This window comes from Anabaena azotica FACHB-119 (genome assembly GCF_014697625.1).
GTDB lineage: Bacteria > Cyanobacteriota > Cyanobacteriia > Cyanobacteriales > Nostocaceae > Trichormus > Trichormus azoticus_A.
In genome coordinates this window covers 1-12,447 of record NZ_JACJSG010000091.1, presented here as the reverse complement: position 1 = coordinate 12,447, position 12,447 = coordinate 1, and the positions used below count along the sequence as shown (strand labels likewise).

8 protein-coding genes and 1 other RNA gene are annotated in these 12,447 nt (G+C 43.1%); 3 read left to right on the top strand and 6 right to left on the bottom strand.

The window, feature by feature from the left end:
• Positions 1 to 190: 190 nt before the first annotated feature.
• Complete coding sequence (locus H6G83_RS33665; protein WP_190480340.1) at positions 191 to 883, bottom strand: RibD family protein; 693 nt, start codon at positions 881 to 883, stop codon at positions 191 to 193.
• Positions 884 to 1,204: 321 nt separating this feature from the next.
• Here H6G83_RS33665 and H6G83_RS33660 point away from each other — a divergent pair, with 321 nt between their 5' ends.
• The gene (locus tag H6G83_RS33660; protein WP_190480336.1) at positions 1,205 to 3,271 is read left to right on the top strand and encodes an ATP-binding protein; all 2,067 of its coding nucleotides are present in this window, start codon (positions 1,205 to 1,207) and stop codon (positions 3,269 to 3,271) included.
• 173 nt (positions 3,272 to 3,444) lie between these two features.
• On the opposite strand, the gene H6G83_RS33655 is transcribed toward H6G83_RS33660, so the two are convergent.
• The 5 genes from H6G83_RS33655 to corA form a co-directional block, all read right to left on the bottom strand.
• On the bottom strand, positions 3,445 to 4,545 hold the full coding sequence (locus tag H6G83_RS33655) for a Gfo/Idh/MocA family protein (protein ID WP_190480334.1): 1,101 nt from the start codon (positions 4,543 to 4,545) through the stop codon (positions 3,445 to 3,447).
• Between the two features lie 232 nt (positions 4,546 to 4,777).
• Complete coding sequence (gene rnc, locus H6G83_RS33650; protein ID WP_190480332.1) at positions 4,778 to 5,491, bottom strand: ribonuclease III; 714 nt, start codon at positions 5,489 to 5,491, stop codon at positions 4,778 to 4,780.
• A gap of 156 nt (positions 5,492 to 5,647) precedes the next feature.
• Positions 5,648 to 6,086, bottom strand: an RNA gene (gene rnpB / locus H6G83_RS33645) — RNase P RNA component class A.
• Between the two features lie 47 nt (positions 6,087 to 6,133).
• Entirely contained in the window at positions 6,134 to 6,832 is a 699-nt protein-coding gene (locus H6G83_RS33640; RefSeq protein ID WP_190480330.1) for a hypothetical protein, read from the bottom strand.
• Between the two features lie 61 nt (positions 6,833 to 6,893).
• A complete protein-coding gene (gene corA / locus H6G83_RS33635) occupies positions 6,894 to 8,039 on the bottom strand; it encodes a magnesium/cobalt transporter CorA (RefSeq protein ID WP_190480338.1) in 1,146 nt (381 codons plus the stop codon).
• 213 nt (positions 8,040 to 8,252) lie between these two features.
• On the opposite strand from corA, the gene glyS reads away from it, so the two are divergent.
• The gene (gene glyS / locus H6G83_RS33630; RefSeq protein ID WP_190480328.1) at positions 8,253 to 10,403 is read left to right on the top strand and encodes a glycine--tRNA ligase subunit beta; all 2,151 of its coding nucleotides are present in this window, start codon (positions 8,253 to 8,255) and stop codon (positions 10,401 to 10,403) included.
• Positions 10,404 to 10,879: 476 nt separating this feature from the next.
• A complete protein-coding gene (gene murD, locus H6G83_RS33625; protein WP_190480326.1) occupies positions 10,880 to 12,247 on the top strand; it encodes a UDP-N-acetylmuramoyl-L-alanine--D-glutamate ligase in 1,368 nt (455 codons plus the stop codon).
• The last annotated feature ends 200 nt before the right edge of the window (positions 12,248 to 12,447 follow it).

Here is a 12,447-nt window from a genome sequence, read left to right as displayed (position 1 = left end):
TAAAACTAACGAGAAAATCATTGTTTTATTCACCCCTACACCCCTACACCCTTACACCCTTACACCCCAAACCAAGGTTTTTGGAACACCAATAAAAAACCTACACCTGTCAGGAAGGGGGAAGGGGGAAAAGGCACAACTGTCAACTGACAACTGATAACTGATAACTGACAACTGACTATTGACTAATTTAATCTATCTGCCGTTGTAGTTGATAGTGGAGAAAAACTTCTTGTGCGACTTTTTTTACCTCCAACAGTTGCAGGTGGGGAGCTAATTTTGCTGCGAATCCTCTACCATCTACGGGTGTGGGTGCATTGACACCGCCTAAAATCAATGGACAGACTGTCAGCCATAGTTCATCTATTAAATTTGTTTCCAGCATAGAAGATACTAATGTACCCCCACCTAGTACAACCAAGCGTTTTATGTGTAAATATGTTAGGTGCTGTAAAACCGCAGGAATGTCTATTTCTCCTGTTGGCGTTTCCGAAACTAAAATACGCTCAAATTCTGAGCGTCCTTCCCAAGCGCTTTTACCTCGTGTCGTGGTTACTAACCAGCGCTTGACTGACTGTTGGAAAAATCTTATTTCCGGATCAAGGTTAGCAGTATGTGTAACAACTATATGAATCGGTTGCTCAGACTGGCCTTGTTTTTGGCGTTGTTGCAGCAAGGCTGTATCTGATACGGTCATTGTTGTCCCATAGGCTCGGATTGTACCCGCACCTATGAAAACGGCATCAGCAGCAGCGATTTGTTGTTCTAGGTGTGATTTATCTGCACCCGAACCAAATCGAGCAGGCGATCGCATAAAATCTGCTATCTTGCCATCTGCACTCATTGCCAAAACTACTGTTGTATGCGGTCGGTGTTGCACCATGAGGTTGGTTCGATAGTCTTGTTCTTCCACTTACTACCAAATGAGGGCAGCAACAAAAATATCATAGCCTGATGTAAGTTAATCAATTACCCCTCAGCTTTTTCAACTCTACCTGGACTGGCGGGGTCTAGATGCAGAACAACTCGTTCCTACATCTGTTTTCGTTAAACTTTTGTATCTTACACTGCTTCTGCTATATTAAACATTTGATAATTTAAACTCTTGATAACAAATTTATGATATCTTCATAAATGTCTCCTTTAGCTAGTCTAATTGCCTGTGTTTTCTGTTGTGATTTGCAGTTGCGAAGTGAGACACTAAATGGGTAATAACGGTCAATCGTCATTTAGACGTATTTTAGTAACGAGAATTTTGCTGCTGTTTGTGCCAGTATTATTTATTGGACAATTAGCTGCATTGAATAAGGCTCGCTCTAGCTTACTCAAAACTGCTCGACAAAATCTGACAGAAAGTGCTGTCATCAGAGGAGAGAGGATTTTAGGTGCGATCGCCACTCTCAAAACTACCATGCTAACTGCCAGTCACACGACAGTTATACAATCAGGTTCCCCTGAAGAGATAGAAGCATTTTTAACCCAGTTAGCCAAATCACTACCTAACTACATAGAGTGCTTGCAACTAACTAGTGTGCAGAATGATGAAATTATTGCCAGCACCTGCGGTAAAAAAGAAATTGCCCAAATGGGGCCACCAGTTCCGCATGATGGCGTAGAAATTAGCAGCATTGCACCGCCAAAACCTGGAACTACCGGGCCACGCAATCCCGAAGACCAATTGCAACTACTATTGGCTACCTCCGTATATAATAATTCTGGGCAATTAAAGTATACCTTAAACTTGCAATCATCATTGTATAGACAAACTCGTAATCAACCAGGCTCACTAGCTGGTTCTACCATAGTAATTGCCGAAGATGGGACAATATTAGCTCACCCATTAGCTGATTTAATGGGTACAAATATTAAAGAACACTCAGATGCTAACCAAGTCCAAAGTATTATTAAAAATGCCATTGCTGGACGTAACGAACCAATAAATTTAATTTTTCAAAAAACTAAAGAACTAGTAGCAGGTTATACAGTAATTGCTAATCCCACTACAGCACAGCCGCAGCAAAAATGGATCATCATGTCTGTGACAACTGTAGATAATGCGCTACTGGGGTTAGAAGAAATCAAACTCGTTCTGATCGTTTTAACAGTTGGTTTAATTGCTGCAAGCTTAGTAGCATCATTCTATCTAGCACCTTACCTAGCCGGGCCTGTGGAAGAATTGCGTGACTATGCTTTAAACATTCATAGCCACCACGCCGCCACACCAATACCCCATAATTTCAAAATTCGGGAATTTAATCAACTAGCACAAGCACTAGACCAAATGGTTGATAGACTTAAAGCTTGGGCAGAAGAAATTGAAACTTCTTGGAAAGAAGCCAAAAATGCTAATCAAATTAAAAGTCAGTTTTTAGCGACAACTTCCCACGAATTACGCAACCCATTAAATATTATTATCAACTGTGTACGTTTAGTTAAAGATGGCTTTTGTGATGACCGAGAAGAAGAACTAGAATTTCTTCAGCGTGCTGATGAGACAGCCATACACCTGCTAGGAATTATTAATGATTTATTAGATATTTCTAAGATTGAAGCCGGAAAACTTTCGGTGGTTATGCAGCCTTTAGACTTACAACAGATACTATTAGAAGTCATCAATATACAGTCAGTCAATGTTCAACAAAAAGGCTTAAAACTGCAAACTGACTTAGGTACTGCACCAATCCCTGTGAAAGCAGATGCAGCTAAACTAAAACAAGTATTAATTAATATTATTGGCAACGCTATTAAATTTACTGATGAAGGTAGCATTACCATTGTTACAACTAAGAAAACTTTAATTGATGGGACTTCCCAAGTAACAGTTAGTATTACAGATACAGGTTTGGGTATTGAACCATCTCAACAACACAAATTATTCCGTCCTTTCGTGATGGTAAATGCTAGCACTACCCGTAAATTTGAAGGTACAGGCTTAGGTTTAGCGATTTCCCGCAACTTAATTGAACTTATGGGTGGTACTATTACTTTAGAGAGTGCTGGGATAAATAAAGGTACTACAGTTAAGATTACTTTGCCAATAATTGATGTTTCTTTATTATCCCTAGCAGTACAAGAGAATAATGGCAAAAACCAGAAACTTTTAGCTGCTGGTGAAGAAGTTAAGGAAACTAGTTTATCTGCTAATAATAAAGAACCAGTACTTTTAGAAACTAATGGTAACTATAGCTCTAAAACCACAGAGTTAGCACAAGAATATTCCGAGATACAGCCATTAAAAGAAAATTGTGAGGTTAGTGTTTATTGTAATTAGTCAGTTGACAGTTGTCAGTTGACAGTTGACAGTTATCAGTTATCAGTCATCAGTTATCAGTTGACAGTTGTTCTCCCCCACCCCCTCATCTCCCTTTTCCCCTCCTGGGAGGGGCTAGGGGTGGGTTTCTACCCTGCTCCCCTGCTCCCCTGCTCCCCCTAACCCAAGCGCCTTTAGTTAACAGCAACAGATAGACCGCCTTGATTAAGAGATATTGTGAGTGCAGAGAGAATTTTGACTAATTCTGTGCCTACCCAGCCAGAGGAAATCTCTGGGGGTGTATTCTGGAGAATGGAAGTAATGAAGCGATCGCAAACTCGTTGCAAAGGTTCACCTGATTTTAGTTCCAACACCTCTTTACTTTGATTTACAGGTAAGAATAAATTTCCCTGACGTTCAAATTCACCATGTAATAAAGTTAACTGTGATGATGGTGACATTTCATCAAAAATCAAAGTACCCAAACTACCCACCACAGCCAAGCGACGCTGTTTATCATGATTCAACCAGCTTAAGTGAATATACGCTTTAAATCCATTTGGGTATGTTAATGTTACCCAGACTAAATCGGCTAATCCAGTTGACAGTTGACAGTTGACAGTTGACAGTTGACTGGGAACTGAGTTTTTCTCATCTCCCTCATCTCCCTCATCTCCCCCATCTCCCCCACTCCCCGCACCTTGCAGCCAAACTGTACCCGTCGCCTGTACGCTGACGGGGACTTGACCTAACCAGTTGTTAAAAATGGCGATGTCATGAATGGCTAAGTCCCATAAGGCATCAACATCTTGACGAACAGGGCCTAGATGGGTGCGTGCGGCGTAGCCATAACGTAACTCCCCTAATTTACCCGCCTGAACTACAGTTTGCCCTTCCTCAACGGCTGGGTGAAATAAATAGGTATGATCAACCATGAGGATTAATTGCCGATTCTGGGCTAATTGGCAAAGTTCTGTACACTCGGACGGGTCTAGGGTGAGGGGTTTTTCTGCGAGGACGTGATAGCCACCTTTGAGGGCATCTTTGATGAGCTTGTAGTGAGTAGTTGCTGGAGTGGCGATCGCAACTGCTGTTAACCCTGGTACTTGTTGTAAATCAGACCATTGAGTAGTTAGTAGCACATTTTCAGGCAAATTAAACTGCTGCTTAACAACTGCTAACCTTTCGAGATGGGGATCAACTACCGCCACAACATCAGCTTGCGGATGTGCTAAAAAATTCCGCAACAAATGCACTCCCCAGCGTCCAACACCGATAATAGCGATTTTAGTCATTTGTCATTTGTCATTTGTCATTTGTCATTTGTCATTAGTCCATAGTCAACAGTCAACAATCAATAGTCAATAGTTATTAGGGAGTTCCAAAGAAAAAAATTTCCAAAATGTAGGGTGTGCTACTTACGAGAAATCATAGCTATACCAAGGAAATATTCATACTGACGCACCCTACTAACTATTCTATTCACCAATTACCAATTACCAATTACCAATTACCAATTACCAATGACTATTGAGGCGGAGTAATTGCCTGAAAAGCTACTTTGGCTGCGGCTTGTTCGGCGGCTTTGATGGAACGTCCTTTACCTTCGCCGAGTTTGTTACCGTTTAACCAGACTTCGGCGGCGAAGCGTTCTTGATTGCGGTTGGCTTGATTTATCTCAACAACTCGATATTCTGGTAATACTTTAAACTGTGCTTGCGTCCATTCTTGGAGGGCGGCTTTATAGTTGAGTCTGGCGGGGTCAAGGCGAATTTCCGTTGCTAGTTGGCGGAAGTGGGGGTCTAACCAAGGGCGAATCAAATCTAAATTATTAGTGCTGAGGTAAAGCGCTCCTAAAACAGCCTCAAAAGCATCAGCTAATCGTGACTCTTGACCAATTTTATCGCTGGTGGCACTGCCGGCAACGAGTAAGTATAATTCTAAACCATATTCTCTAGCTAATTGGGCGAGGATGCGATCGCTCACCAATACCGAACGTATGGCGGCAAAATCTCCCACTTGGCAATCTGGATAAGTTTCCCACAGCAATACAGCCGCAGCCAACCGCACCACCGCATCACCCACAAACTCCAATTGTTCATAATTTGCTGACTCAGAAACAGTAGGATGAGTCAGTGCCAAATCCAGCAATTGCCACTTAATTGGCGCTGTTGTTGGCAAACCTAATTTTCTTACTAAACTTTCAAGTTGCCTTTGCCGGCGGGGATAAACGAGGGTCATTGGTCATTGGTCATTGGTCATTGGTTATTGGTCAGTTGTCAGTTATCAGTTGTCAGTTATCAGTTGTCAGTGGTCAACAGTTAATAATCGTTCCTTTGGACTATTGACTATTGACTATTGACTATTGACTATTGACTATTGACTATTGACTAAAAGAGGAGAGAGTCGGTAGTAAGCCGGGTTCTGTTCTCTGTGTAAATTGCTTTACCAGAGGGCGATTATCTATCTGGGACGTTTGTTACCAAACGCCTCTAGCGGCGCTCTTATGACGGAACTGGTAAAAGACCAACCATAGTTCCTTCGGCCTTGCTCCCAACCGGGGTTTACCGAGCCAGCGCCTCTCGACGCTGCTGGTGCGCTCTTACCGCACCTTTGCACCCTTACCTTTTTCAGTTATCAGTTATCAGTTATCAGTTATCAGGTATTAACTGTTCACTGTTCACTGTTCACTGTTCACTGAATTAGGCGGTATTTTTCTGTGGCACTATCCTCACGATCGCTCGCACTGGACGTTATCCAGCAAGTTTGGTCTTTCGGGAGTCCGGACTTTCCTCAAGCCAGTTTGACTGACCTGCAACCGCCAACGCCTACTCTCTCCCTAGTTCCAGTGTAATCTTGTATGGTGTATTGTGTTCGTTTTGCTTATTTCTTTTTATTCCAAGGTAGGGCGTAAGTCCAAGGTAGTTTTTTGATGGTAAAGGGGCAATTAATAATAGATATAGGGGGGTATTCTGCACCAGGGGCTAGTCCTGCTCTGACTTTGGTGAGACGCATCACTAATTGTAGGGAAAATTCTAATTCTTTACCTCTATTGATAAAGTCTCCGTACAACTTCTTCTGAGGCGGGCCACCACTTTTGAGTCCGGTAATATCAATTAAGGGTTTGCTGACTGAGTAAGTGCCGTTTTCCAGCTTTAAGACATCTTCGGCTGTAATGGATGCTGACAGGCTTTTTTTAGGAACTATTAAACTGGGACTTTGGGGTACGGCTAAGTCACGGGTTAAGTCTGGTGATCTTCTGATCACTCGCCGCGATTGTTTTGTATGCTCCACAACTATAGAACTATTATCCCAGTCTACGTAGACAGCCACATCATCAGATTTATTTTCAATAGTTATTGAGAGTTCTTTAACCTCATCATAAGAGTTGTATGAACTGAATTTAAAAGATATGTCAATTTTAGCGTCGAGTTCTTGCTGTTTTAGTTGGTCATCTACAACTGCTTTCTTATAGTTATATTTGATGCGCTCATCTATAGATGAGATCATCTGGTTAAACACATAAGTTACACCGATAATATAAATTGTTAAAACAAGTAAATTTTGGTCAGTACTCCTCATACTTGAAATATCAACTCCCTATAATAATTTTTTTACGTAACTTGTTGGTGATGTTGAATATTTAATCACGGTTAATGGTGGAAGAATTTTCTAGCCAGCCCCGTTTCCAAAATAAGAATAATAATCCAAAGGCGATCGCTCCCATAACTCCTAAGCAAAGTGGATAACCCCAATACCAATTCAACTCAGGCATATTGTAGGGCGATTTTTCCGTATTGAAGTTCATTCCGTAGATTCCAGCAACAAAAGTTAGGGGAATAAAGATTGAGGAAACCACTGTTAGTAGTTTCATTACTTCATTCATTTTGTTACTGACCGCAGATAAGTACACGTCCATCAAGCCAGAGGCTAACTCGCGGTAGGTTTCCACCATATCCATAACTTGTACAGCATGGTCATAACAATCGCGTAGGTAGATTTGCACCTCCTCGCTAATGAGTTCACTGCGATCGCGGATTAAAGAATTAATCGCATCTCGTTGCGGCCATATAGCACGGCGCAATTGCAGTAATTCTCGCCGCACCTGATATATTTTTTGCAATGTTTGGCGAGTAGGACTAACGATTACTTCCTCCTCTAAATCCTCCAGTTCTTCCCCATATCGTTCTAAAACTGGGAAAAAACCATCAACAATAGCATCAATCAAAGCGTAAGCTAAATGATCAGCACCTTGCCGGCGAATAATTCCTTTAGCCTTTTCTATTCTTGTTCGCACACCCCCAAAGCAATCATGCTCCGGTTCTTCCTGTATAGTTAACAAGTAGTGCTGACCTAAAACTAGACTCACTTGCTCACTGTAAAATCCGCCACCTCTTTCTCTAGGAACTACCATCCGGGCAATAAATAATAATTGGTCGTCATAATCCTCTGTTTTGGGACGTTCCGATACATTCACCACATCTTCTAAAACTAGAGGCGGTAACTCAAATACCCTCCCCAATCTTTCCAATACGTCCCGACTACCTAAACCTTGGACATCTACCCAAGTCACAGATTCCTGATCCAAATAGGGAACACAATCTTCCGGTGCTGTCAATCGTTGGTGAGTGAAATTATTTTGACAATAGTCCATTAAGTAAATTTGCGGTGGCGGCGCATTTTCATCAATAATGATGGTTCCGGGGATGGTTCCGGGGTAGTGATAGAACTCATCTTTATATGATGGTTTCGTAACGGCTTTGGCAAAGCGACGAAGTTTTCTAATCATGTAACCTCTTGGGGATTGGGGACTGGGGACTGGGGACTGGGGATTGGGGGGAGATGCGGGAGATGAGGGAGTGGGGGGAGAATTTTTACTTTTCATGTGTAACCTGTCTACTTGATTTCCTAAACCCCTACACCCCTACACCCCTACACCCCTACACCCCCACTCTGTGGCAAGGTAAACTGTTGGAATTGATAAAGTGCAAAATAGAGTCCTATGCCTGGGTTTTTATTGGAAGTTGGAACAGAAGAATTACCTGCAAGCTTTCTGAGTGATGCTATAAAACAGTGGCGATCGCGCATTCCCCAAAGTTTAGCAGCTAATAGCCTCACAAGTGAATCTGTGGAAGTATACGGTACTCCCCGGCGTTTAGCTGTCCTGATTACAGGTTTACCATCTGGGCAGCCAGACCGGGAAGAGGAAATCAAAGGCCCACCCGCACAAGCGGCTTTTAAAGATGGTCAACCAACTCAGGCGGCTGTGGGTTTTGCCAAAAGGCAAGGTGTAGAATTGGAGGCGTTGGAGGTTCGCGCCACCGATAAGGGGGAGTTTGTTTTTGTACAGAAGAAAACTCCAGGTCGTCCTGTGGCTGACATTTTAACCGAACTTGTACCCGAATGGATTTATAACTTGGAGGGTAAGCGGTTGATGCGTTGGGGGGATGGGGATGTGAGGTTTTCCCGTCCCATTCGCTGGTTAGTTGCTTTGTTAGATGAGGCGATTTTACCGCTTGAATTGGTGAATGGTTCCTTGACGGTGAAAAGCGATCGCACTTCCTACGGTCATCGTGTTTTACATCCAGCACCAATTACCATTCCCCAAGCCAGCGATTATGTCAATACACTGCGTTCTGGTTATGTGGCTGTAGATGCGAATGAACGCCAGGCGACAATTCAAGCACAAGTGCAAGCCACAGTGCAGAAATTAGATGGATATACAGAAATGTATCCAGATTTATTAGAGGAAGTAACTAATTTAGTAGAATGGCCTTCCCCAGTTGTGGGTAAATTTGAAGCGGAATTTTTAAACTTACCAACTGAAGTTACAACTACAGTGATGGTCAGTCATCAGCGTTATTTTCCTGTATTCAAAACTGGAGATAATCAGGAACTTTTACCTTATTTCATTACTGTTTCTAACGGCGACCCAACCAAATCAGAAATCATTGCTGTGGGTAATGAAAGAGTCATTCGCGCGAGATTAGCTGATGGTCAGTTTTTCTACAAAACCGATTTATCTAAGAGTTTAGAAAGTTATTTACCCCAATTAGAAACTGTCACCTTTCAAGAAGACTTGGGTTCTTTACGTGCCAAGGTAGAAAGAATTGTCAAGATTGCGGCACAAATTACTAGCCAACTGCAATTAGGGGAAAGTGAAAGCCAACATATCCACCGAGCTGCTTTATTATGTAAAGCTGATTTAGTAACCCAAATGGTCTTCGAGTTCCCAGAATTACAGGGAATTATGGGACAAAAATATGCTGTCGCTAGTGGAGAAAGCACCGAAGTAGCCACGGCAATTTTTGAACATTATCTTCCACGGGGTGCAGATGACATCTTACCCCAAACCCTCACAGGTCAAGTCGTGGGTTTGGCTGATAGACTTGATACTTTAGTTAGTATCTTTGGCTTGGGGTTAATTCCCAGTGGTTCATCTGACCCCTTTGCATTACGTCGCGCCGCTAACGCTGTTGTTAACGTTACTTGGGCGGCTAATTTACAAATCAACTTAGCTACTTTACTGCAACAAATCGCCGCCGACTTTACCACCCAATACAACAAAGAACTAGCGCCATTAATTAAAGCCTTAAACGAGTTTTTCTTACAACGCATCCGCACCTTATTACAAGAAGAGAAACAAATTGATTACGACTTGGTAAATGCGGTGTTGGGAGAGAATGATGAAGAATATCAAGCAAGGGCTTTAGAGAATTTATTGGATGTGCGCGATCGCGCCTTATACCTGCAACAAATCCGCCACGACGGTACACTGGATAAAATCTACGAAACCGTCAACCGTTCTACCAGACTAGCAGCCCAAGGCGATTTAGATACCGCCCAGTTAGACCCCACCTCGGTAGTCAATCCCCAACTGTTCCAAAAGCCTTCTGAGTCTGCTTTCTACGATGCTTTAGTCCAGCTAGTACCGCAAACTCAACAAGCCCAAGAGTCACGCAACTATCAACTGTTAGTTGCAGGGTTAGAAAATATTGCGCCTACTGTGAGTAAGTTTTTTGATGGGGCGGAAAGTGTGCTAGTCATTGATCCCGACCCAGATATTAAGCGCAATCGCTTAAACTTACTAGGATTACTGCGGAATCATGCGCGGGTGTTAGCTGACTTTGGGGCGATAGTAAAAAATCTGTAGGTTTTGTCAGTCGTCAGTGGTAAGAATTTCCAGACTACCCACAAGGTAAACCACATTACCTGAGTTCGGCATAAAGCAAGGAACAGGTAAGCTGAAAAACATTTAGTTTGCATATTGAAATAACATCATACTCTTGTGGGGTGGGCATCTTGCCCGCCCTAGTTATGCAAGTTAAATGTGGAACAGCTTAGTAAGCGGAAAAGTAACCTAAAATCCGCCAACCTGTCCTATGTTGAATTTAGAAGAATAAACTTTTTGAGCTATATCTAAAATATGAACAATCAACCAGTTTCCTCTCTAATCTCTGTGTCTCTGTGCCTCTGTAGTTAACTAATGCCACATTTTAGCTGTGTCAGTCCAGTAGGGTGCGTTAGATGTTGAAAAATCTGTAGCAGAAAGCAATAAAAATGGGTGTAATTTTTGCTCATTAAGCGCTACTATTATGAGTGCTTAACCAGGGAACTCTGCCTCAGTCTATGTCCAAAGCTCATGTAGTGGGATTAGGAAAGTCCGGTGTTGCTGCGGCGAGATTGTTAAAACGGGATGGTTGGGAGGTAGTTCTGAGCGATCGCAACTCCTCCGAAACCCTCCTCCAGCAGCAACAAGAACTCGCACAAGAACAAATCACAGTTGAATTAGGGTCTTCGCTAGAGTTTGTAGAAGGTAATTTCCCCGATTTAATTGTTGTGAGTCCTGGTGTTCCTTGGGACATTCCCGCCTTAGTCAAGGCGCGTGAATTGGGTATAGAAACTATCGGCGAAATGGAGTTAGCATGGCGACATCTAAAACAACTCCCCTGGGTAGCCATTACTGGAACTAACGGCAAAACTACCACCACCGCCTTAATCGCCGCTATCTTCCAAGCAGCCGGATTGGATGCCCCCGCTTGCGGTAACATTGGTTATGCAGCTTGTGAAGTTGCCCTAGCCGAAAAAGCCCCCGACTGGGTAATCGGAGAAATTAGCAGTTATCAAATAGAATCTTCCTCCACCCTCGCCCCCCGCATCAGTATCTGGACAACCTTCACCCCAGATCACCTAGCCCGTCACAAGACGTTAGAAAATTATTACGACATCAAAGCTAAGTTATTACGTCAATCCCAATTACAAGTTTTTAATGGGGATGATGCTTACTTAAATAAGATAGGTACAAGTCAATGGGCGGATGCTTATTGGACAAGTGTCAAAGGTAAAGCACACTTACTTGGTGACAAAGGCTTTTATATTGAGGATGGTTGGGTGGTGGAACAGTTACAACCAAACTCCCCACCCCAAAAAATTATCGAAGCCTCCGCTTTACGCATGGTAGGGGCGCATAACCTGCAAAATCTCCTCATGGCTGTAGCCGCCGCCCGGTTAGCGAACATTCCCCCCGATGCTATTGACAAGGCGGTGCGAGAATTTCCCGGTGTTCCCCATCGTTTAGAACACATTTGCACCTGGGAAGGTATCGACTTCATCAACGACAGCAAAGCCACTAACTACGATGCGGCGGAAGTCGGACTAGCATCAGTGAAAAGCCCCGCAGTTTTGATTGCTGGTGGTGAAGCCAAACCAGGGGATGATACAGGCTGGATGGCGAAAATTCAAACGCAAACCGCCGCCGTGTTACTAATTGGCGCAGCAGCACCAGCATTCGCCCAACGCCTACAAGAAATCGGCTATACCAATTATGAGATCGTGGAGACGATGGATAAAGCCGTGGTGCGATCGCAAGAATTAGCCAAACAACATCATGCGCCTGTAGTCCTCCTATCTCCAGCCTGCGCCAGCTTCGACCAATACCCCAATTTTGAAGCCAGGGGCGACCATTTCCGGCAGTTGTGTTTGCAATTGTTAAAGTAGGGAGTAGGGAGTGGAAAGTAGAGTAAGGGTTTTGAGTATCTGAGGTGGATAAATCTACCTCTGAGATAGATGAACGAGTATCTGAGGTAGATGAACGAGTAGTTGAGGTGGATGAATCTATCTCTGAACTAGATGAACGAGTAGTTGAGGTGGATGAATCTATCTCTGAACTAGATGAACGAGTAGTTGAGGTGGATGAA